This is a genomic window from Burkholderia sp. Bp9031 (genome assembly GCF_003857965.1).
Lineage (GTDB): Bacteria > Pseudomonadota > Gammaproteobacteria > Burkholderiales > Burkholderiaceae > Burkholderia > Burkholderia ambifaria_A.
Map to the genome: position 1 here is coordinate 35,526 of NZ_QTPW01000036.1, position 20,885 is coordinate 56,410.

The window sequence follows — 20,885 nt, forward strand, 5'->3', positions numbered from 1 at the left end:
CTGACGCCAGCGATCACAGTCGAATCGGAGCATTACGCTCGTCCGTACGTATCATCGAAGCGCACGATGTCGTCCTCTCCGAGATACGATCCCGATTGCACTTCGATGAGCTCGAGCGGCAACTTTCCCGGGTTCTCGAGCCGATGCGTGACGCCAAGCGGAATGTATGTGGACTCGTTTTCGCCGAGCATGAATTGCTCGTCTCCGCGGGTAACGAGCGCGGTCCCGCTCACGACGATCCAGTGTTCGGCACGGTGGTGGTGCAGCTGGAGCGACAATCGCCCGCCCGGATGCACGACGATTCGCTTGACCTGGAATCGAGCGCCGTGATCGATCGAGTCGTAATAACCCCACGGGCGCCGCACCTTGCGGTGCGCGTCGGCTTCCGGCGCCTGCTGCGCGCGGATCCGGCTCACCAGGCCCTTCACGTCCTGCACGCGCGAGCGGTCGGCCACGAGCACCGCGTCGGCGGTCTCGACGACGATGGCATTGGTCATGCCCACGCATGCGACGAGTCGCCCTTCCGAATGCACGAAGCTCGACGTCGCCCCTTCGAACACGACCTTGCCGCGCCCGACGTTGCCGTCCGGATCCTTGTCGAGCGCTTCCCAGACAGCATCCCACGAGCCAAGATCGGACCAGCCCGCATCGAGCGGCACGACCACGCCGTCCACCGTGCTCGCCTCGGACGCAAGACGTTCCATCACCGCGTAATCGATCGAATCCGACGGCGACTGACGAAAGGCGTCATCATGCGGGCGGAAGAACGGACCGTCGTTGGTGCCTTGCACATGTGCCGTCATGCAGGCCGCGTGCATGTCGGGCTGAAGCGCGCGCAACGTATCGAGCCAGACGCTCGCGCGCACGACGAAAATGCCGCTGTTCCACCAGTACGAACCCGCCTCGACGTACTGTGCGGCGAGTTCGGCAGCCGGTTTCTCGACGAATCGCTCGATCCGGTGTGCGCCCGCGCCCAGCGCTTCGCCAATCTTGATGTAACCGAAACCCGAATCGGGCCGGGTCGGCGGCACGCCTAGCGTCGCGATCGCGCCGCGCCGCGCATGGTCCACCGCCAGTTCGATCGCGCGATGAAACGCAGCCGTATCGGCAATAGCGTGATCAGCCGGCATTGCAACGACGATCGCGTCTTGCCCGTCCGCACAGGCAGCGGCAGCTGCAAGGGTCAGCGCAGGGGCCGTATCCCGTCGGGTCGGCTCGACGATGATGCGGGCATCGAGTCCGCTGGCCCGAAGCTGCTCGGCTGTAACGAATCGATGCTCCTCGCCGCAAACGACGATGGGCGCCGATACGTCGCCTTCCCCGATCGAAAAACCCGTCATGCGCTGGACGGTTGCCTGCAGCAAGGAGTCCGCGCCCAGTACGCCGATCAACTGCTTCGGATACTGCTCTCGCGACATGGGCCACAAGCGCGATCCCGATCCGCCTGCGAGAACAACCGGTGCGACGCGGACCTTCACGTCGAGCGAATCTCCATGATCCGATCCGATGTGTCCTGCCTCGCTTCGTGCTGTATCGATGGACGCCGACATGATCTGCACTCCTATTCTCTCAGGCAATGAATTTGATCTGCTAAACCGCGAGAATGTGCTTTGTCTTTCTCGAGGCCGATCCAGCTTTTTTCTACAATTCCTGTTCCGTCTCGCTCGAACGTGCGCGGGACCGGTATTCCGAAGGCGTCACGTCCAGGTGTCGCCGGAAAATCTTGGCCAGACGATCACCATTTCCCCACCCGCATCGCCGTGCGATCGTACCGATCGGCAAATCGGTTTCCATCAAGAGCTGCACCGTGCGCTCCAGGCGAACCTGCAGCAGGAATTCCGACGGCGTCATCCCGATTTCCTGCTTGAAATGGCGCAGGAAGTTCCGTTCACTCATGGCAGCGACGCGCACTGCGTCACTGACGGATATCGCTCGTTCACAGTTCTTTCGCAACCAAATCTGCGCCGCCCGAACCCGGTCGGCGGGTACGCCATTACTTGCGTCGTCATCCTGCTCGACCGGGGCGAGTGCGTCACTCAGTGCAAGCCGCGCCGCAATCCCGCGCACGGCATCGCCGCCCAGATCGCGCTCGACCAGCGCCAACGCTGCTCTCGCCGGCTCGTAGCCGTCGCGCATCACGTTCACCACATCGGTCGCGAGCGAACCCGTTCGCGCGGCATCGATCAACATCCTGCCTTCGCCGATCGGTTCGACCATGCCCGTCTTCGGCAGCACGATCCGCAACCAGTCAATCATTCGGGCGTCGCGCGCGGCGCGCCGCGCACCTTCTCCGCCTGCAACGAACAACGCATCGAACGCATTCGCCGATCCGGCATCGCATGCCGATGTCCGCACGCTGATGGCCGACGACCAGACGATGTTTCCACCCTTCGACGAATAGAACCGAATGTCGTAGAGCGGACGTCCGGTTGCTCGCGGCGCATAGATTTCGTTGGCTACTTCGAATACCTCGAACACCGCGCCAGCTGCAAACAACGAGAATCCATCGAAGATGACAACGCCGATGTTCCGATTCCTGCGTGACCGCTTCCCCCCATCATCCGCTGCCGCCCCATCACTCGAATGATCGACAACCATGTGCGTCATAGCGTGCTCTCGGACATTCAGTCCAATCAACTTTTGCCGTCTTTGGTCGATGTTTTTTGCTCCGTTGCAACGCATCATACCGAGGGCGCCGAGTGGCGTTTAAACACTGGCCGAATCGAACAAACAGTCGTCGGATTAGTCTGCGGGATTTCCCTGATCGGCCAAATCCTGGCGGTTTCTGACTAGCTCGCCACAGCGAAATTAAGGACGACGATGGTGGCGGAGCGGCAACGATCACGCTGCGAGCGGGTGACATGCGACGGAGATGACAGGACGATTGCAGCGGCATCGCATGCACCGCTGGTCGCCGCCCGTCCGGCAAGGCGCGCGGCACGTGCTTACATGAATCGCGGCGCCGCTGGATGTGATGCGGCACGCTCGCACATGGGCAGCATCATCCTGGAAGAACCGATTCGCCGCCGTAAAGTCCGGCGACACGGCGGCACAATGCGATCAGCGCCGATCATGTTCGGCCAGCGTCGATTCGACGTATTCGGCCACGAGCATCGTGCGAAGCCGACTAGCCTGGATCCGCCATTCCGGTATTCGGCGAAGCATGCTGACGCTGCGATGCAGCGGCCGGCTGCCTTCGTTTCCGGCGTATTTCGCAAGAGGTCCGGCTATCCGCCCGGCACATGCATCAAGCCCGGGCATATATCTGCGAATGTGATCGTCTATGACATCAACGCGCTCGCAATGAGCGACGCAATGCCTGCGGGAAGCGCAAACATCACGGACAGCGCCATTCTCTTCAGGATTCGCGCTCGCGCCACTTCACGCGAGCCGCGGGCTCGACGCGACTGAAATTCGAGCAACAGCAGCCCCTGACCATGTCGTGCGCCGGCCCAAAGACCCGACGCGGCGCTAAAGACGAGGTAGAAGAGAATCCACACGAAGCAGAACCTCGAGAAGATCAGAAGAACGACGTTCATATCGGCCATGCTCCGTTGTCGGCAATGGTCTCGCGCATCCAACCACGCGCGGTACGATGCCGCTAGCGTACATTGCAATGCAGCATGTCTGACATGACAATTGTTCCGACGATTCCGCCAATCGGTTAGCGCACGTTTTCGACCGGCAATGCGCGTCGCCGCGCGCGTCACGGAAGCGACGTGCGCGGCGACATCAGGCCGGTTTCAGATTGTGCTCAGGCGATGATGCGAGACACGCGGTGATCCACCGCACTCGGCATAGCTTCCCGATCGATGAACGTTCGGCTCGAGATACTGTTCGTACTGCTTCGCTATTCGCGACGCCGGACGACACGTCTCGTCTTGCGGTTCCACGATTCGAACGACGGCGACTGACAATCGCAGCACGTTCAGCTCGACCCGTGAGGAATAAAAAGGCCTGCGCGCCGGATGGCGCGCAGGAAAAATTCCGAGGAGAGTTCCGGGGTGAACGCATCTCCTCGAAAGGCCAGACGAAAGACTAACGTCGAATCGACCGTTTCGAAATGAGATGGCGGCTACGACCACGATCATGGCCGAATGAAAATGTATCGATGCGCGCGCACGCAATTCTCGACAGGCATTGCGCCGTCATGCCCGATCCGCTTGGTGCGATTGGCGGATTGCTTCGGTGTTTTGGCCGACGCGCGCAACCTCGGCCGGCCATGATGAGATGCATGCAGGCGAACATCCGTCGCTCGAGCATCGGCAACGCCGGCACGTCACGCCGGTAACCGAATTGCATTCGAGCGCGGAACGATGCCCGTGCACTTCGACAGATTTCCTGGAGCCGATCAGTCATGCTTCCGCTGGACACTTTCTTGCGCGTCGTCGACGCAACCCCGCTCGTTGCGATCGACCTGATCATCTCGAACGGCAATGACGCCTACCTGCTCGGTCACCGCGTCAATCGCCCCGCGCAGGGTTTCTGGTTCGTGCCTGGAGGTCGGATCCGGAAGAACGAACGTCTCGATGATGCGTTCAATCGCATCGCGCAAGACGAACTCGGATGCAGCGGCCTGGACCGCGGCGATGCCGAACTGATCGGCATCTACGATCACCTCTACGAAGACAACTTTGGCGGTGAACCCGGCATCTCGACACATTATGTCGTGATGGGCTACAAGCTCCGTGGCAAGTTCGACCTTGTGTCTCTGCCGAATGCGCAGCACACCGCATACCGCTGGGCGACCGCCGACGAAATCGTCGCCGATGAAACGATTCATCCGAACACCCGGGCCTACTTCGACACGCTCGCCTGAAATCAAGCATGCACCGCGCCCAGGCCCGGATCGGCCGCCCAACGCCAGCGGGCGTCACGGCGGAGCAATTTTCATCGAGACGACGTACCGTTCCGCCAATCCGAGCCATCCGTCGACGTGAACATTCGCTCACGAGCGACCGCACGATACTCCGTCGGCGACATCGAAAGATGTTGACGGAACAGCTTGGCCAGCCGGTCCCCGCTGCCAAGGCCGACGCGCCGCGCGACCTTGTCGGCGGGCAAATCCGTCTCGATCAGCATGGAGCACGCTTTCTCGAGCCGTACGCGCAGCACGAACTCGGTTGGCGTCACGCCAATTTCGTTCTTGAAGCGTCGCAGGAAATTCCGCTCGCTCATCGCGGCTGCCTGCGCTGCATTGGCGATCGAGATGCGATTCGCGCTATTGCTCCTGAGTTGATGCGCGGCCGCGCGAATCAATTCGCTGGCTCGCGCCTCCTGCACGCCAAACAGAACGCTCGCAAATTTTCTGTTCGCGCCGGGCATCATGCATGCGACGATCTCCTGCGCGATTTCGTAGCCCGCGTCGCGCACGACAATCGACAACGCCGCGGCAAACATGCCTTCTTCGTCGTCGCCGGACGGCGCCGGGTCGCCCGCGCCGCAATCGGCCAGCGTCGCTTGCATCGCATTCGGCACGGTGTCCGGACTTTTCTGGTTCAGGCGAAGCCCGGTCAGCATTTCGACGCCGCCGCCATCGCCCTTCACCACGCGCGCGCGCTGATGAGCATGGTGCAACCAGGCGATAAAGGAATCATCAAGACCGCTCGCCCGCCCCTGTCCGCCGAGCACGAACATCGCCTGCACGCTGCTCGCATCGAGCGGGCGAGGCACGTCCGTCCAGATCTGGACGCCCGACGACGAACGAACAGCGCCACCATGACTCGAGTAGAGCCGTAATTCGTAACGATCGGCAAACGCGGCATCAACGCTCTCAAGCTGATTCGCAAGTTCGAATACTGCGGCCAGCCGGCCCATTTGCATGATTGAAAACCCGTCGAGCAACAGGATGATTACGCTGTCCCGCCGACGACCGATGCTTCTTCCTCGATCCCCGCTCACTCTCAACCCCGTTGTCGTTACATTCGGCACTGTTTGCATCATCTCGGCCCTTAACAATTTTTTGCATTTTCTGCAGCGCATCATATGCGGCTAAATCGACGGCCGTTCCGTCAGTGTCCGATCTCGCCTCATTGTTGACGGAATCCATCAAGGCGGCGATGTGGTACTAATTATTTGTTGAGAATCAAGAGAACGGTGTATCACGCCAATACAGAGTCGACCGAACTTGATCTAGATCATTGACGTAATATTTTTGCAACATTGAGTATCAGATTCAGATCGTTCAGAATATGTACCGCCCTTCTCCAGAAGGGGAACACTCGTTCCATTTCTTGCCAACGGATTTCATTCAAATGCCGCCGGGAATGGCAGCGCTGGCAGCATCAAGCGCCCAGTCAGTCCTGGCGGGCGTTCCGGGCAATACAGGCAACGCAGCCTGCCGTATTGGACATTTCCTGGTGGACTACCTCGTGCAAGAGTGATTCGAAAAATTTTCCGACGAGTCGTGGTTTAACGTTTGCGAGCACTCTCTGAATTTCCTATGCACGATTCAAGAAAACGTATTCATCGACCACCTTGTTTCATCAGAACAATTTACATCGACGCTGAGATCCGTAACAGACGGTAATCTCGAACCCGAAGTGCGACACCGCCTCCCGCGTCAAGCAGAACGTCAAAAACGGCCGTTTTCGAGACGCGTGGATAATCCGTGAACCGATCGCGGTACATACGATTTCTTCAATGGTACGAACACATTACGACACTGAAATGGAGCCTCGCGCTGCTCGCAAAAAATAGTTGTGCACCGCACACCCCGTTCGCTCACGAGCCATATGCGCTCACTCGGCGGCGACGACGAGCCTCTCAGCGGCCGAACGGAGCCCGATGGCGCATGCGGCGGCACGTCAATCGAAAATGCTGCCCCAGCCGGAATCCCGGTCGTTCGCACTGAATGAGGCAAACCGGAACATTCAGCGCACCCTGCTTCGGCGCCATCATCCGATTTCATAAGCAAAACGAACTATCTGCGAACGGACTCACACAGCACGCACATCGATGTCCGACGCATGGCTATGCTCATTTCCAATGATCGCGTCCAGGAAACGTGCGCGACTGCCAACGCAGCATCAACCGCAATGATCGTCGCTCCGTCACGTGACGAGCCTTGGGTACGTGGTTCAATAATTTCCGTCAACTCGCGCGTTGATTTGGCGATCATCCGATTGCCATCTCTCTTATAATTTTCGATCTTATATTTATTCGCTTTCAAAATATTTAGTCGACGAATTCTCCGACATGACATGCTGCTTTCGAACGATCGACTTTTCGGGCAGCATCAACCTCGCCGAGCATCAACCGATTCACTCGACGCTCCGTCTTTTATCGACAGACGAAGTACCTGAATTGCACGCGGAATCCAGAATTTGAATTGATTGCAGCGCCCTTGCACAATGAATTTTCGTCGCTACCGCCGATTCCGTACGGATTCCATTCAACACCTTTTGACAACCTTGCAAGCACGGCGCCTACGCGAGCCATGCGCGAATCTGATGGCGACGGCACTCGGCGAACGAGAGCCGACGGCGTATCGAATCGATCCTGGCGCGTCAACAATAAATTTCCATATTCACCCAATAAATTTCCGCAGTCCGATTAGATCGGGTTCTTGACTGATCCCTCCTATAAATATCAGTTGCCTTTTAATTTAATCAACGAATAACCAGCCAATTCGATCGACGTGGGACATACCGAAAGTCGTCTATCGAAATTATTTTTTATCGACACTGTGCTCCTTTAATTTCGCATGGTAAATATCTCGACGCAATCCGCATCTGTTCATTTTGACCGCAGACATCCATACAAAACGGAGAGACCATGAAACGCGCATTTTTTCCGATCCTGACGATCGCGTCGGCCGCTATCGCCGGCTCGGCCCACGCACAGACGAGCGTGACGCTGTACGGCACGATCGATACGTCGCTCACGTACGTGAATCACGCCGATGGGAGCAAGAACCTTTGGGCGCTCGGCAACAGCAGCGCCGGCAATCTGTCGGGCAGTCGCTGGGGGCTCAAGGGCGCGGAAGATCTCGGTGGCGGCCTGACGGCGATCTTCCAGTTGGAAAACGGCTTCAATCCGAGCACGGGCGGCCTCGGTCAAGGTAGCCGCATATTCGGTCGCCAGGCCTATGTGGGCCTGACCAGCAATCGATATGGTTCGATCACGCTCGGCCGCCAGTACGATCCGCTGATCGATCTCGTGCAGCCGATCACCGCCGACAACTACTTCGGCAGTGTGTTCGCCACCGCCGGCGACGTCGACAACTACGACAACAGCTTCCGTGTCGACAACGCGATCAAATACACGTCACCGGTCATTGCCGGACTCCAGTTCGAGGCGATGTACTCGCTCGGCGGTGTCGCGGGCAGCACTGGCTCGAAGCAATCGTATTCGGCCGGCGTGTCGTACAGCAACGGTCCGCTGAGCCTCGCTGGCGGCTACTTCTATGCGGCGAACGCGAATCCCGCCACCGGCGATCGCACGACATGGTCGAGCACGTCGGACGGCACGTTCGACGGCGCAATCAATACGGGTTACCAGACAGCCCATTCCATCGGCATCGCCCGTGTCGCCGGCCAGTACGTATTCGGCCCGTTCACCGTCGGCGCCGGCTACAGCAATGCACAATATCGACAAGACGGCGCATCGGTATTCGCAAAGAACGAACACTACAACACCGCGCAAGGCTTCCTGAACTATCAGGCATCGGCAGCGCTGCTCGTCGGGGTCGGCTATAGCTTCACGAAGTCGGGTGGCAACACCGCGGCAAACTATCACCAGGCGTCCGTCGGCGCCGACTACAACCTGTCGAAGCGTACGGATGTCTACATGACGGCCGCGTATCAGCACGCAAGCGGCACGACCGCCGACGGTGCTGGCGGTGCGATGCCGGCACAGGCGTCGATCGGTTCATACGGCTACAACGGCACGAAGTCGCAGACGTTGGTCAATCTCGGGCTGCGTCACCGGTTCTGATTGTCATTCCGGCTCGCCGGCAAGACCGGCGACCGCCTTGGACACGCGTGGCAGTTCACCTTCGCGGCACGTTGACCTGATACGACATACCACGGGCGTCGAGGTCCGATTGACATCGACGCCCATCAGAGCGCACCGATCGCGAAACGACTCAGGCAACATCGACTCACCCCGCCCCTGCTCGCTACGCCTTTTTCGTATACGCGCTGCACCAGCCTTTTGCATTGACCTGCTTGCCGGCGAAAATGGCGCACGGCGCCATCGCGACGCCGGTCTTGCCCTGGAAAAACTGGCAGTTCGCACAGGCCTCGCCCGCCTGAAATTTCGGGAACTTCACATGGTCGACCCGGCTGGCATCCGTCTTGTAACCGAGCGCCTGGGCATTTGCATCGGATTCCTGCACAACACCGGCATCCGCCGCCGCCGCGCGACGTCCAATGGCGAGCGCGGAGGCGAGAACGGTGGTGGCTGCTATAAAACGTCGGCGTGAAAACTTCATGAGGTCCTCCCTTTCAAGGGTGCGTGAACGGATGTCCGGAAAACGTCGCGCCCCGATGACGGGACGCCGGCCGTCCCAAAACGGCGCCCGTCGATGGCACACGCATCATGCCCATCCTGATGCGCGGCGCCCGTCGGCCAAGGCGTGGTCGGCAACGGCGTCAGCGGAAGAAGAGTTCCCGCATGCCGAACGTGTGATGGGCTTCGGCGGCCATCAGCACCATGAGCACCAGCAGGCACAGGGGCGGTATCAGGATCGCGTACACCAGCGCCAGCCGTTCCCACATCATGTGCATGAAAATCGACACGATCAGCCCGGCCTTGGCGATCATGAGCACGACGATCAGCACCCAGCGCAGCACGCCCTGTACGTGGAAGTAGTCCACCAGGTACGACAACGTGCTCAGGACGAACAGCAGGCCCCAGATTTTCAGGTAGATGCCGATCGGATGCTGCTGGCCGTGCGCGGCGTCGGGTCGATCGGCCGGATCGGTGTGGTCCATTGCCTGCCTCACCACAAATAGAACAGCGCGAAGATGAACACCCACACCAGGTCGACGAAGTGCCAGTACAAGCCGGCAATCTCGACGATCTGGAAGTTGCCGTGCGCGGCGAACCCCGGCTGCAGGATCTTGCGTGCGATCAGCAGCAGGTAGATCACGCCGCAGGTCACGTGAAAGCCGTGAAACCCGGTGATCAGGAAGAAGCACGCGCCGAACTGTGCCGCGCCCATCGGGTTGCCCCACGGGCGTATCCCTTCACGGAAGATCAGGTTGCTCCATTCGAAGGCCTGCAGCGACACGAACGTCGCGCCCAGCAGCGCGGTCGCCAGCAACAGGGCCGCGGCGGGCCTTGCGTTGCGCCGGTAGCCGAAGTTGACGGCCATCGCCATGGTGCCGCTGCTGCTGATCAGGGTGAACGTCATGATGGCAATCAGCAGCAACGGCACTTCCACGCCGCCCACGGTGAGCCCGAACACCTTGGACGTGTCGGGCCACGGCGCCGTGGTCGACATGCGCACCGTCATGTAGCCGATCAGGAAGCTGCTGAAGACGAAGGTGTCCGACAGCAGGAAGATCCACATCATCGCCTTGCCCCACGGCACCTTGAAGGCTTCGCGGTCGGCCGACCAGTCGGTGACGATGCCACGCCAGCCGTCGGGCCCGGCGTCGGTCGACGCGATGTCAGCCGATTCGCCGGCGGATTCGGAGGGGAGCGTGGGCGAGGTCATGGCGCGACTCCGTACAGCGGCCCGCAGATGGCGGCGACGATCCCGGGGGTGATCCACCACATCGCCGCCAGCAGCACGAGCCAGACCGCGAGCAGGAAATGCCAGTAGCGCGCGCAAAGCCCGATGACCCGTTGGGCCCGGAACGGGTCCGCGCGCCGGAGCTGTACGATCGTCACGCCCCACGCCGCCAGCCCGCCCAGCACATGCAATCCGTGCAGGCCGGTGAGCAGGTAGAGGAAGCTGTTGGACGGATTGACGCTGACGGTCTGCCCGGCCGCCGACAGTATGTGCCACGCGGTCAGTTGCCCGATCACGAACACGGCCGCCAGCACGCCGCCGCCCACCAGCCACGCCATGCGGTGCGCGGTCAGTTGCCGGGCACGCTGCATCGCGACGCTGGCCAGCGCCAGCGCGCCGGTATTCCACCACAGCAGCGCCGGATGCGGGATCGGCTGCCAGTCGGATTCGCGCATGCGCATCGCATAGGCGAGCAGCAGCAACGAAAACAACGTCGTCGCAACCGCCATGAAAACGGTCAGGCCGGTGCGGCCCGCATTCGACAAGCCGGGTGGCGCGTCGGGAACGAAGGGGCGCGGCAGCGTGGTCATTCGCGGGCCTCGCCGGGGTGAAGCGTCGGGTGGGCTGCCTCGGGTTCAGGCGCCGTCGCGGGCGGCTGGTTTTGCGGCACGAAGTCTTCCTCTTGCCCCGGCGGACTGTATTCGTACGCCCAGCGGTAGACGACGGGGAGCGCTGCGCCCCAGTTGCCGTGCACCGGCGGCGTCTGCGGCGTCTGCCATTCCAGCGTCGTGGCGCGCCACGGGTTGCCGTCGGCCCGCCGACCGTACACGAGGCTCCACGCGAGGTTGAACAGGAACAGCAGTTGCGCCGCCGCGACGATCAGCGCAACGACGGTGATGAACGTGTTGAGCGTCTGTGCCGAATGCGGAATGAAGCTGTAGCCCTGATACGCGTAATACCGCCGTGGCATGCCCAGGATGCCGAGATAGTGCATCGGGAAGTAGATCGCATAGGTGCCGACGAAGGTGACCCAGAAGTGCGCGCGCCCGAGCGTATCGTTCAGCATGCGGCCCGTCACCTTCGGATACCAGTGGTAGAGGCCGCCGAACACCACCAGGATCGGCGACACGGCCATCACCATATGGAAGTGCGCGACCACGAAATACGTGTTCGACAGTGGAATGTCCACGCTCACGTTGCCGAGGTAGAGCCCGGTCAACCCGCCCAGCACGAAGGTACTGACGAAGCCGATCGCGAACAGCATCGGCACGGTCAGGTGGATATCGCCGCGCCACAGCGTCAGCACCCAGTTGTAGACCTTGAGGGCGGTCGGGACGGCGATGATGAGCGTGGTGGTCGCGAAGAAGAAGCCGAAGTACGGATTCATGCCGGCGATGAACATGTGGTGCGCCCAGACCACGAAGCTCAGCGCACCGATGATGACGATGGCCCACACCATCATCCGGTAGCCGAAGATGCTCTTGCGCGCGTGCGTGCTGATCAGGTCCGACGCGATGCCGAAGGCCGGCAGCGCGACGATGTAGACCTCCGGATGCCCGAAGAACCAGAACAGGTGCTGGAACAGCAGCGGGCTGCCGCCGACGTGCTTGAGCGTCTGCCCCATCGACACCACGGCCGGCACGAAGAAGCTGGTGCCGAGCGTCCTGTCGAGCAGCATCATCACCGCCGACACGAACAGCGCCGGAAACGCCAGCAGCGCCATGATGGTGGCGATGAAGATGCCCCACACCGTGAGCGGCATGCGCATCAGCGTCATGCCGCGCGTGCGTGCCTGCAGCGTGGTGGTGACGTAGTTCAGGCCCCCCATCGTCGCCGCGACGATGAAGATCGCCAGCGACACGAGCATCAGCACGATGCCCCATTCCACGCCTGGCGTGCCAGGCAGGATGGCCTGCGGCGGATACAGCGTCCACCCCGCGCCGGTCGGCCCACCTGGCACGAAGAAGCTCGCCACCAGCACCAGCACGGCCAGCAGGTAGACCCAGTAGCTCAGCATGTTGAGGAACGGGAACACCATGTCGCGCGCGCCCAGCATCAGCGGGATCAAGTAGTTGCCGAAGCCGCCCAGGAACAGCGCCGTCAGCAGGTAGATCACCATGATCATCCCGTGCATCGTGACGAACTGGTAGTAGTGGTTGGCATCGATGAAGGCGAACTTGCCGGGAAAGCCGAGCTGCAGCCGCATCAGGTCCGACAATACGAGGCCGACCAGGCCGATGGCGATGGCCGTCAGCGCATACTGCACGGCGATGACCTTGTGATCCTGGCTCCACACATAGCGGGTCCAGAAGCTGTGCGGGACGTGGTCGGTGTACGCATGGGTCATGGCATCTGCTCCGCTACGGCTGCGCCGCACTGCTGGCGGGCGTCCCGCCCTGCGCCTTGATATAGGCCACCAGTGCGGTCAGCTCCTGGTCGCTCAGGTCGAAGTGCGGCATGATCGGCGAGAAGCCCTTCACGACGCGAGCCGTCGGATTGCGGATGAACGCGCGCAGATAGGCTTCGTCCACCTTCGCGGTGCTGCCGTCGGCCATCGTTTCGGTCTTGCCGTACAGGCCCTTCCAGGTCGGGCCGACAAGCGGGCTGCCGTCCACGGTATGACAGGCGACGCAGCCCTTGCCCGCCGCGAGCGTCTTGCCCAGGTTGGCAAGCGCCTGCGCGCTGCCGCCGGCCGCGGCGGGGGCGGTCTGCACGTGGGCCAGTTGCTGCTGCGCGAACGTGGTCTGCTGCGCGAGCCAGCGCGAGAACGCGGCTTCGTCTTCCACCACCACCACGCCGCGCATGCTGGAGTGCCCGATACCGCAGAGCTGCGCACACAGGATGTCGTAGCGACCAGCCTTGGTCGGCGTAAACCAGAAGGTGGTCACCATGCCGGGCACCATGTTCATGCGTGCACGAAACGGCGGGACGTAGAAGTCGTGCAGCACGTCGCGCGACCGTGTCAGGACCTGGACCGGCCGGTTGAGCGGCAGGTGCACCTCGGGCCCGTTGATCAGGTAGTTGTCGCGGCCGTTGGGGTCGGCGGGATTCAGGCCGAACGGGTTGTCGTTGCTGATGTAGCGCACGTCCGTCGTACCCAGCTTGCCGCCCGGTCCGGCAAAGCGGAAGCGCCATTGCCATTGCTGGCCGAGCACTTCCATCTGCAGCACGTTGCGCGGCGGCCGGATGTAGTCCGCGTAGACGAAGAGCCCCGGCGCCAGCAATGCAGCCACGCCGATCGAGGTCAGGCCGATCAGCCACCATTCCAGCCGCTTGTCGTGCGGGTTGTAGGCGGCGCGATGACCGCTGCGGTGGCGGTAGCGCACCAGTGCGATCACGATGAACAAGTTGATCGCGATGAAGAATGCGCCGGTGATCACGAGCGTGATCGTCAGCATGTCGTCCATGCGCACCCAGTTCGACGCGATCGGCGTGATCCACCACGGACTGGCAAAGTGAAACCCCACCGCCAATACGATGATCAGGACCAGGGCAATCGCAAGGGCCATAGGCCGCCTCGCTGCGTGTCACGCGCTCGAGCCGCCGGCATGACGCTGCTGGCGTCGTCGTGCCGCATCGCCGCATTTCGTATTCTTCGTATCGTCGGCGCCGGCACCTCGGCCGGGACCGCTTCGCGACGCGTTGCACACGACGGCTCTAAAAGAAAAGGTAGTTCTCTCCCCTGCATCGTGCAAGGCAGCGCCACAGGGGAAGCGCACGCCGTGTACGACCCGCGCGCATGGCGGCGTCGCATACGGCGATGCCATGCAGGACGGCCGCCGGGTATTCAGGGTCAGCGCGGCGCGGCGGGAAAAAAGCGACGCGTCAGTTCCCCCTGCTCTGGCTGCGCCATCGCTCCAGCCTGCCGTAGGCGACAGCGGCAACCACGCCGAACAGCAGGTTCGCCAGCAAGGGGCCGGAACCCCGCTCCGAGATGAACCACGGGAACACGGCCGTCATCACATGAAAGTTCCACGCATACGCGACGATGCCGAAGGCCAGCCCGATCACGGCCTCCATGCCCACGCTCGAATCGAAGCGGAAAGGCGCCATGATCGCGGCGAGCATCATCCCCATGATCGCGCCGAGCACGTAGTGCAGCAGCAGTGCCATCGCGACGATTTCGAGGCTGAATTGCGACATCTGGCTGAGCGCACCGCGGCCCATCACCATCGCCGCGATCTTGTGGGTCGGTTGCCACGGGCTTTCACCGAGCACCAGGGTCGACCAGAAGAATTCCAGCACGATCACCAGCGCGCCGCCCGCAAGACCGGCCACGGCAGCGGCGATCCAGTCCGGCGTGCGCCGTTCCCAATGGTGGGATTGCATGTGCAGTTCCATATGACCTCCTCGCTGACGGTTCAGCTTCAGCACTCGGGTTCATTTCAGCAGGCGCCATTCGCGTCAAAAGTACGTCCCGTGCGAGATTCGGAATGGCCGGACACGAGGCCGGCGCAACGCACGAAAGGCCTCCGCGGCGCGTTCTTCCCGCCATCCGGCGTCGGCATGTCGGCAGGCACGCCGTTGGCGCGCGGCGTTTTTCTCTTCGCTCGCCCGGTGAGGAAACAAGGCCGCTACGCCACGATAAATACGGCGAGCATCTCCCGTGCCCGCGCGAACGATGCTGCAACGCCAAGGGCGGCCGCATCGACACGCAACGGCATGCCACCCATCGCAGCAATGCGAACACGCGTCCGGCGAATCACGCCGATGAGCGCAGGTGTTCGTGTAGGGGCGGGTTTTCGCGTGTCAGGGAAAGATCGGCGTCGTGGGCTCGCCGCCCTCCAGGTCCGCCTTGGGAAAATGCTGCGCGACCATCTGCTCGATTTCCTGCTCTCGCAGTGGCGGCACGTCGGCCATGATCAGGATCTGACCTTCCCGGATGGCCTCACGAAAGCGCGCGAGTCGCACATTCGGCTCGGCAATGCCGATCATCGCGGCTGTCCACGCCCCGAAGCCCGCTCCGGCCACCGTCAATGCGACGACGGCACCGCCCGCAATCACGAGCTCCGCAGGGGGGAATACCAGCGCAACGAGGCCGATAAGCGCGCCTGTCGCGCCGCCGAGTGCGACGCCGCGCTCGAGCGCGTGCACGACATCGCTGCTTTGTAGCAAGGACGCTTCGGGCAACTGATCGAGCGTGACGCTGTGATCGGCGAGAACGTGAATATGGCGCCAGATGATGCGCGCGCGCAGCAAGTCATCGACGATCGCCTTCGCCATCTGCGTATCGGGTACGAGGAAATAAAGGCGTCTCATATTGGCACCCCTCTTTTGCCATCGGCTCATCCGCAACAGAACTTTTTCTATTCTATGTCAGCATCGGCCATGCGGTATCCGCACACATACGAGTGTCGGTGCCGTGATGCGCATGGATTCTTCGAACGTCCGATCCCGCCCCGATGCGGTGCGTTGGTTCAAACACGTGGACAGATGCGCTTGACGAGAGGCACGCTGCGTCAATGGTGGCTGGTCGGCACTATCCGCGTTTGCGCAGCGGCTCCAGCAGGCTCCTCAGGCCGTTGTGGTCGATCTCGTGCATCAGCGCGAGCTGCCGGCCGATTTCGCCGCGCGGAAACCCTTCGCGAGCCAGCCAATTGAGGTAAGGCCCGGGCAGGTCGGCAATGAGTCGACCCTTGTATTTTCCGAAGGGCATGGTGACGGTGACAAGGCATTCAAGGTCTGGGGCTCGCATGCGCGTATTGTGCACGGCTTTCCGCCCCCGCGCGCCGCGGCCCCACCGCGTGCTCACCGGTCCACGCCGGCCGACGGTCGTGAAACCGGCCCTTCACGGAAGGCCGAATCGAGAAGCCGATCCTGGCTGACGGCCAGAGTCGTGCCTGCGCTCCGATCGACTGACAAATACCGATGAACCGGTCGGAATGAAGCACCGACAATCGGCGCGGGAGTGCCTCCGACGGTACCTCACGGAAGCGACTCGATAAACCACCGCCCTCCTTCTTGCCTGCTAGACTGGAACTTCCCCCTGCAAACCATGGAGGGAATCATGATGTCCATCTACGTCGTGAAAACCGGTGAACAGTTCCTCTGCACTGCCGAGGACGGCGACATCGGCATGGCACCGGCCATTGAAGATGCCGCATCCTTTGGTTCGTATGACGAAGCGGAAAAAGCGGCCAGCATGCATGCCGACCCCGGATACGAAATCGTGGCCGTCTGCGTGATCAGGCACTGAGCATCGATCCGCTGCTCGGTGCGGATGATGGTCTGCGTTTTCGATGCAAGTCGCCGTTCGACATCGTCGTCCATGCGACGACGACGGCGACTCCTCCTCGCCCCCGCAAACTGTCGATCGGCAGGATCCGGCTGCAGCAGGTGCTGCCCAAGCTGTTCATCGCGCAGCGGATCGTCCGCACGATGCAAGGCGAGCTGGTCATGCCAAGCCGGCCGGGCGTCGGTACATCGTTCATGTTCCGGATCGGAGCGGAGAATCACGCCGAGCGCTGGGGACGCAACAGCCTGCGCAGCGTCGACCCCAGCGCCGCATCGTCTGACGGCGCAGCCGTCCTGACCGGCTCGGCTTCCTGCGTCCGCCGTTTCGGATCGAGCCCGGTGCCGCCGGTGCGCCGCCGCGCCGCATGCCGCTCGATGACCCGCTGCAACAGGCAGAACACGCACAGCAGCGCGCCGATCACGATCCGCGTCCACCACGAACTCAGCGTGCCGTCGAACGTGATCAGCACCTGGATCGTGCCGAGAATGCCGACGCCGAACACCGACCCGATCACGTAACCCACGCCGCCCGTGAGCAGCGTGCCGCCGATGACCGTCGCGGCGATCGCGTCGAGCTCCATCCCCTGCGCCTGCAGCCCGTAGCCGGACAGCACGTACAGCGTGAACACCACGCCGCCGAGCGCCGAACAGAAGCCGCTCAGCGCATACACGCCGACCTTCGTGCGCGCGACCGGCAGCCCCATCAGCAGCGCCGAGCGCTCGTTGCCGCCAATCGCATACACGTTGCGGCCGAAGCGCGTGAAATGCGCGACGTAGATGGCCGCGGCCAGCGTCGCGAGCGCGATCAGCGCACCCGCGCTCAGCATCCCGCCGCCGATCGGCACGCTGATGCCCGCGAGCGCATGGAACGTCGGCTCGTTGATCGTGATCGACTGCGTCGTGATCAGGAAGCACGCGCCGCGCGCGAGAAACATCCCGGCCAGCGTGACGATGAACGGCTGCAGCCGGAAGTAATGGATCAGCGCGCCCATTGCCGCGCCGTACAGCGCGCCAAACACGAGCACCAGCGGCACGATCGTCCAGACGGGCCAGTGCAGCCGCTCCGCACCGACCGCGCAGAAGATCGTTGTCAGCGCAACGACCGAGCCGACCGACAGGTCAATGCCGCCCGACACGATCACGAACGTCATCCCGATCGCGACGATCAGCAGGAACGCGTTGTCGACGAGCAGCCCGGTCAGCACCTGCATCGAGAAGAAGCCCGTATACATCACGGATCCGAAGCCGAACAGCGCGGCGAACAGCACGATCGTCACGACGATCGGCAGCGTGCGCGGGTCGGCGAGCCGTGCGAGGAATCGGTTCATCGGGGCGTCGCTCCGGTGGTGGCGCGCGAACGCGCGAAAGACAGCAGTCGCGACACGTGCCGGACCACCAGCGCGCGCGCCGCGTCCGACTGGATCAGCGTCACGACGATCACGACGACCGCCTTCACGACGAGCGTCGCCTCCGGCGGCACGCCGATCGAATAGGTCGTGTAGGTGAGCGTCTGGATGATCAGCGCGCCGAGCACCGAGCCGGCGAGGCTGAAACGGCCGCCGAGCAGCGACGTGCCGCCGAGCGTCACCGCGAGGATCGCGTCGAGTTCGAGCAGCAGCCCCGCGTTGTTGCCGTCGGCGCTGCGCACGTTCGAACTCGCGAGGATACCCGCGAGCGCCGACATCACGCCGGAACACAGATACACGCCGAACACGACCGCCCCCGCGCGCAGCCCGACGAGCCGCGTCGCGACCGGGTTCACGCCGATCGCGCGGATGAACAGGCCGAGCGCGGTGCGGTTCACCAGCAACGCGGTCGCCGCGATCGTCGCGATCGCGATCCAGACCGAGCACGGCACGGCCGCGAGATAGCCGCCGCCGAGCGCCAGGTAGCCGGGCGCGCCGATCGGGATGATCTGTCCGCCGGTCAGCAACTGCGCGATGCCGCGTCCGGCGACCATCAGGATCAGCGTCGCGATGATCGGCTGCATCCCGACGAACGCGACGAGCACGCCGTTCCATGCGCCGGCGAGCAGCCCGACGCCGAGCGCGGCCGCCAGCGCCGTGCCGAGCCGTGTCGGGTCGCCATCGAGCACGATCGCCGCGGCCGCGCCTGCGATCGCGACGATCGCGCCGACCGAGATGTCGATCCCGCGCGTGGCAATCACGAGCGTCATCCCGAGCGACACGATCACGAGCGGCGCCGCACGGTTCAGGATGTCGATGGGCGCGCCGAACAGGTGACCGTCGAGCAGCGAGATCGACAGGAAGCCCGGCCGATACGCGACGTCGAGCGCGAACAGCAGCGCCAGCGTCAGCACCGGCCATACGAGCGGATGACGAAGCAAGGTGCGTAGCCGCGTCACGACCGGCCTCCCGCGATCAGGTGGTACACATGTTCCTCCGATACATCGCCGCCGCTCAGTTCGGCGACCTTGCGACGGTCGCGCAGCACCGCGATCCGGTGGCTCACGCGCACGACTTCGCTGATCTCCGACGAGATGAACAGGATCGCGAGACCCTGCGCGCACAGCGCGAGCACGCGCTCCATGATGTCGAATTTCGCGGCGACGTCGATGCCGCGCGTCGGCTCGTCGAGGATCAGCAGCTTCGGTTCCGTCGCGAGCCAGCGCGCGAGCAGCACCTTCTGCTGGTTGCCGCCCGACAGCAGCCCGATCGGCTGCTCCGCGTCGCGCGCCTTGATGCCGAGCCGCGCGATGTACGTGTCGGCGAGCTCGCGCTGGCGCGCGCGGCTGATCAGCCGCCACCAGCCGCGCCGCGCCTGCAGCGCGAGGACGATGTTCTCGCGGATCGACAGCGCGGCGACGATCCCCTCCTTCTTGCGATCTTCCGGGCAATACGCGATTCCGTTGCGGACCGCGTCGTGCGGCGACGCGAGCCGCGTGCGCGCGCCGTCGATCTCGATCGCGCCGGTGTCGGTGCGCTCGGCCGCGAACGCCAGCCGCGCGGTCTCCGTGCGCCCCGAGCCGAGCAGCCCGGCGAGCCCGACGATTTCGCCGGGCCGCACGTCGAGGTCGAGCGGGCTCATCATCCCGCGCCGGCCGACCTGTTGCATCGACAGGAACGGCGCGGCCGCACCGGCATCGTGCTGCACGGCCGCCGCGCCGGCCTGCTGCGTGCCGGACATCGGCTCGCGGCCGGTCATCTTCGCAACCAGCATGTCGACCGGCAGGTCGCGCGCGAGATACTCGCCTTCGCGCTCGCCATTGCGCATCACGGTGATCCGATCGGATACCGCATAGGTCTGTTCGAGAAAGTGCGTGACGAACAGGATCGCGATGCCCGACGCCTTCAGCCGGCGCAGCACGCCGAAGAGCCGCGCAACCTCGCCATCGTCGAGGCTCGACGTCGGCTCGTCGAGGATCAGCACGCGCGCGTCGACCGATACGGCCCGTGCGATCGCGACCATCTGCTGCACCGCGATCGGATACGCGTCGAGCGAGCGCGTGACGTCGAGCGACAGATCGAGCTCGGCGAGCGCATCGCGCGCGCGGGCATGGATCGTCTTCCAGTCGATCGCGCCGCGCCGCATCGGCTGCCGGCCCGCGAAGATGTTCTCGGCGACCGACAGGTTCGCGCACAGGTTCACTTCCTGGTACAGCGTCTGGATCCCGGCCGCCTCGGCCTCGCGCGGCGCGGCGAAGCGCACCGCCGCGCCGCCGACGCGAATCTCGCCCGCATCGTGCGCATGCACGCCGGTCAGTACGTTGATCAGCGTCGACTTGCCCGCGCCGTTCTGGCCCATCAGGGTATGGATTTCGCCCGGAAACAGCCGGAAGTTCACGCGCTGCAGCGCGTGGACACCCGGAAACGCCTTGTCGATGCCGATCATCTCGACCACCGGCGGATTCGTCATGGATCACCCTCGCTTCGAAGCGGTTGCCGGGCGGCGGCAGCCGTGCCGCCGCCCGCGTCCGTCGAGACTCTCAAGAAAGCGCCGGGCCGCC

Annotated in this window: 20 protein-coding genes; 3 read left to right on the forward strand and 17 right to left on the reverse strand. The window is 63.1% G+C overall.

The genetic code is table 11. The features are described 5' to 3' along the window. Positions 1-32 precede the first annotated feature (32 nt). The 3 genes from DIE15_RS31555 to DIE15_RS31565 all read right to left on the reverse strand — a co-directional run bounded on the left by DIE15_RS31555 (position 33) and on the right by DIE15_RS31565 (position 3,548). The gene (locus DIE15_RS31555) at positions 33-1,550 is read right to left on the reverse strand and encodes a mannose-1-phosphate guanylyltransferase/mannose-6-phosphate isomerase (protein ID WP_124835244.1); all 1,518 of its coding nucleotides are present in this window, start codon (positions 1,548-1,550) and stop codon (positions 33-35) included. A 91-nt stretch (positions 1,551-1,641) separates the two neighbouring features. Beyond that, entirely contained in the window at positions 1,642-2,607 is a 966-nt protein-coding gene (locus DIE15_RS31560) for a GlxA family transcriptional regulator (protein ID WP_124835246.1), read from the reverse strand. Positions 2,608-3,281: 674 nt separating this feature from the next. Next, on the reverse strand, positions 3,282-3,548 hold the full coding sequence (locus tag DIE15_RS31565) for a hypothetical protein (protein WP_124835247.1): 267 nt from the start codon (positions 3,546-3,548) through the stop codon (positions 3,282-3,284). Between the two features lie 809 nt (positions 3,549-4,357). Between DIE15_RS31565 and DIE15_RS31570 the strand changes: the two genes are divergently transcribed. Next, a complete protein-coding gene (locus DIE15_RS31570) occupies positions 4,358-4,819 on the forward strand; it encodes a GDP-mannose mannosyl hydrolase (protein ID WP_124835249.1) in 462 nt (153 codons plus the stop codon). Positions 4,820-4,890: 71 nt separating this feature from the next. Here DIE15_RS31570 and DIE15_RS31575 read toward each other — a convergent pair whose 3' ends face one another. Then, on the reverse strand, positions 4,891-5,943 hold the full coding sequence (locus DIE15_RS31575) for a GlxA family transcriptional regulator (protein WP_124835251.1): 1,053 nt from the start codon (positions 5,941-5,943) through the stop codon (positions 4,891-4,893). 1,833 nt (positions 5,944-7,776) lie between these two features. Here DIE15_RS31575 and DIE15_RS31580 point away from each other — a divergent pair. Next, positions 7,777-8,937, forward strand: coding sequence for a porin (locus DIE15_RS31580; protein WP_057928171.1), 1,161 nt, complete (start codon positions 7,777-7,779; stop codon positions 8,935-8,937). 184 nt (positions 8,938-9,121) lie between these two features. Here DIE15_RS31580 and DIE15_RS31585 read toward each other — a convergent pair whose 3' ends face one another. The 9 genes from DIE15_RS31585 to DIE15_RS31625 all read right to left on the reverse strand — a co-directional run bounded on the left by DIE15_RS31585 (position 9,122) and on the right by DIE15_RS31625 (position 16,379). Next, on the reverse strand, positions 9,122-9,436 hold the full coding sequence (locus DIE15_RS31585) for a high-potential iron-sulfur protein (protein WP_124835253.1): 315 nt from the start codon (positions 9,434-9,436) through the stop codon (positions 9,122-9,124). A 160-nt stretch (positions 9,437-9,596) separates the two neighbouring features. Continuing rightward, entirely contained in the window at positions 9,597-9,938 is a 342-nt protein-coding gene (locus tag DIE15_RS31590; protein ID WP_057928169.1) for a cytochrome C oxidase subunit IV family protein, read from the reverse strand. 8 nt (positions 9,939-9,946) lie between these two features. Then, positions 9,947-10,666 (reverse strand): heme-copper oxidase subunit III family protein, encoded by a 720-nt coding sequence (locus tag DIE15_RS31595; protein ID WP_124835254.1) that lies wholly within the window; start codon positions 10,664-10,666, stop codon positions 9,947-9,949. After that, positions 10,663-11,274 carry a cytochrome c oxidase subunit 3 gene (locus DIE15_RS31600; RefSeq protein ID WP_057928167.1) on the reverse strand — a complete coding sequence of 204 codons (612 nt, stop codon included), beginning with the start codon at positions 11,272-11,274 and terminating at the stop codon, positions 10,663-10,665. The genes DIE15_RS31595 and DIE15_RS31600 overlap by 4 nt, the downstream gene beginning before the upstream one ends. Further along, a complete protein-coding gene (gene ctaD / locus DIE15_RS31605) occupies positions 11,271-13,031 on the reverse strand; it encodes a cytochrome c oxidase subunit I (protein WP_124835255.1) in 1,761 nt (586 codons plus the stop codon). The genes DIE15_RS31600 and ctaD overlap by 4 nt, the downstream gene beginning before the upstream one ends. A 13-nt stretch (positions 13,032-13,044) precedes the next feature. Continuing rightward, on the reverse strand, positions 13,045-14,193 hold the full coding sequence (locus DIE15_RS31610; protein ID WP_124835257.1) for a c-type cytochrome: 1,149 nt from the start codon (positions 14,191-14,193) through the stop codon (positions 13,045-13,047). A gap of 316 nt (positions 14,194-14,509) precedes the next feature. Continuing rightward, on the reverse strand, positions 14,510-15,025 hold the full coding sequence (locus tag DIE15_RS31615) for a hypothetical protein (RefSeq protein ID WP_057928164.1): 516 nt from the start codon (positions 15,023-15,025) through the stop codon (positions 14,510-14,512). Between the two features lie 408 nt (positions 15,026-15,433). Then, positions 15,434-15,943 (reverse strand): hypothetical protein, encoded by a 510-nt coding sequence (locus tag DIE15_RS31620; RefSeq protein ID WP_057928163.1) that lies wholly within the window; start codon positions 15,941-15,943, stop codon positions 15,434-15,436. Positions 15,944-16,163: 220 nt separating this feature from the next. Further along, the gene (locus tag DIE15_RS31625; RefSeq protein WP_057928232.1) at positions 16,164-16,379 is read right to left on the reverse strand and encodes a DUF3820 family protein; all 216 of its coding nucleotides are present in this window, start codon (positions 16,377-16,379) and stop codon (positions 16,164-16,166) included. Between the two features lie 312 nt (positions 16,380-16,691). On the opposite strand from DIE15_RS31625, the gene DIE15_RS31630 reads away from it, so the two are divergent. Then, the gene (locus tag DIE15_RS31630; RefSeq protein ID WP_057928231.1) at positions 16,692-16,880 is read left to right on the forward strand and encodes a hypothetical protein; all 189 of its coding nucleotides are present in this window, start codon (positions 16,692-16,694) and stop codon (positions 16,878-16,880) included. Here DIE15_RS31630 and DIE15_RS31635 read toward each other — a convergent pair. The 4 genes from DIE15_RS31635 to DIE15_RS31650 are packed head-to-tail and all read right to left on the reverse strand — an operon-like array spanning position 16,870 to position 20,794. Then, on the reverse strand, positions 16,870-17,115 hold the full coding sequence (locus DIE15_RS31635) for a hypothetical protein (protein WP_124835259.1): 246 nt from the start codon (positions 17,113-17,115) through the stop codon (positions 16,870-16,872). The genes DIE15_RS31630 and DIE15_RS31635 overlap by 11 nt on opposite strands. A 21-nt stretch (positions 17,116-17,136) precedes the next feature. After that, entirely contained in the window at positions 17,137-18,246 is a 1,110-nt protein-coding gene (gene yjfF, locus DIE15_RS31640; RefSeq protein ID WP_124835261.1) for a galactofuranose ABC transporter, permease protein YjfF, read from the reverse strand. Further along, positions 18,243-19,283, reverse strand: a complete 1,041-nt coding sequence (locus tag DIE15_RS31645; protein ID WP_124835263.1) for an ABC transporter permease — start codon at positions 19,281-19,283, stop codon at positions 18,243-18,245. The genes yjfF and DIE15_RS31645 overlap by 4 nt, the downstream gene beginning before the upstream one ends. Next, positions 19,280-20,794 (reverse strand): sugar ABC transporter ATP-binding protein, encoded by a 1,515-nt coding sequence (locus DIE15_RS31650; protein WP_124835265.1) that lies wholly within the window; start codon positions 20,792-20,794, stop codon positions 19,280-19,282. Before DIE15_RS31650 ends, DIE15_RS31645 begins: the two co-directional genes overlap by 4 nt. Positions 20,795-20,885: the final 91 nt, after the last annotated feature.

Excerpts from the sequence above, each read along its gene's own strand:
- yjfF (WP_124835261.1), bottom strand. The coding sequence starts at position 18,246 with ATGAACCGATTCCTCGCACGGCTCGCCGACCCGCGCACGCTGCCGATC.
- DIE15_RS31555 (WP_124835244.1), bottom strand. The coding sequence starts at position 1,550 with ATGTCGGCGTCCATCGATACAGCACGAAGCGAGGCAGGACACATCGGA.
- DIE15_RS31580 (WP_057928171.1), top strand. The coding sequence starts at position 7,777 with ATGAAACGCGCATTTTTTCCGATCCTGACGATCGCGTCGGCCGCTATC.
- DIE15_RS31595 (WP_124835254.1), bottom strand. The coding sequence starts at position 10,666 with ATGACCTCGCCCACGCTCCCCTCCGAATCCGCCGGCGAATCGGCTGAC.
- DIE15_RS31585 (WP_124835253.1), bottom strand. The coding sequence starts at position 9,436 with ATGAAGTTTTCACGCCGACGTTTTATAGCAGCCACCACCGTTCTCGCC.
- DIE15_RS31610 (WP_124835257.1), bottom strand. The coding sequence starts at position 14,193 with ATGGCCCTTGCGATTGCCCTGGTCCTGATCATCGTATTGGCGGTGGGG.
- DIE15_RS31560 (WP_124835246.1), bottom strand. The coding sequence starts at position 2,607 with ATGACGCACATGGTTGTCGATCATTCGAGTGATGGGGCGGCAGCGGAT.
- DIE15_RS31635 (WP_124835259.1), bottom strand. The coding sequence starts at position 17,115 with ATGAACGATGTACCGACGCCCGGCCGGCTTGGCATGACCAGCTCGCCT.
- DIE15_RS31590 (WP_057928169.1), bottom strand. The coding sequence starts at position 9,938 with ATGGACCACACCGATCCGGCCGATCGACCCGACGCCGCGCACGGCCAG.
- DIE15_RS31575 (WP_124835251.1), bottom strand. The coding sequence starts at position 5,943 with ATGATGCAAACAGTGCCGAATGTAACGACAACGGGGTTGAGAGTGAGC.
- ctaD (WP_124835255.1), bottom strand. The coding sequence starts at position 13,031 with ATGACCCATGCGTACACCGACCACGTCCCGCACAGCTTCTGGACCCGC.
- DIE15_RS31570 (WP_124835249.1), top strand. The coding sequence starts at position 4,358 with ATGCTTCCGCTGGACACTTTCTTGCGCGTCGTCGACGCAACCCCGCTC.
- DIE15_RS31630 (WP_057928231.1), top strand. The coding sequence starts at position 16,692 with ATGATGTCCATCTACGTCGTGAAAACCGGTGAACAGTTCCTCTGCACT.
- DIE15_RS31600 (WP_057928167.1), bottom strand. The coding sequence starts at position 11,274 with ATGACCACGCTGCCGCGCCCCTTCGTTCCCGACGCGCCACCCGGCTTG.
- DIE15_RS31650 (WP_124835265.1), bottom strand. The coding sequence starts at position 20,794 with ATGACGAATCCGCCGGTGGTCGAGATGATCGGCATCGACAAGGCGTTT.
- DIE15_RS31615 (WP_057928164.1), bottom strand. The coding sequence starts at position 15,025 with ATGGAACTGCACATGCAATCCCACCATTGGGAACGGCGCACGCCGGAC.
- DIE15_RS31625 (WP_057928232.1), bottom strand. The coding sequence starts at position 16,379 with ATGCGAGCCCCAGACCTTGAATGCCTTGTCACCGTCACCATGCCCTTC.
- DIE15_RS31620 (WP_057928163.1), bottom strand. The coding sequence starts at position 15,943 with ATGAGACGCCTTTATTTCCTCGTACCCGATACGCAGATGGCGAAGGCG.
- DIE15_RS31565 (WP_124835247.1), bottom strand. The coding sequence starts at position 3,548 with ATGGCCGATATGAACGTCGTTCTTCTGATCTTCTCGAGGTTCTGCTTC.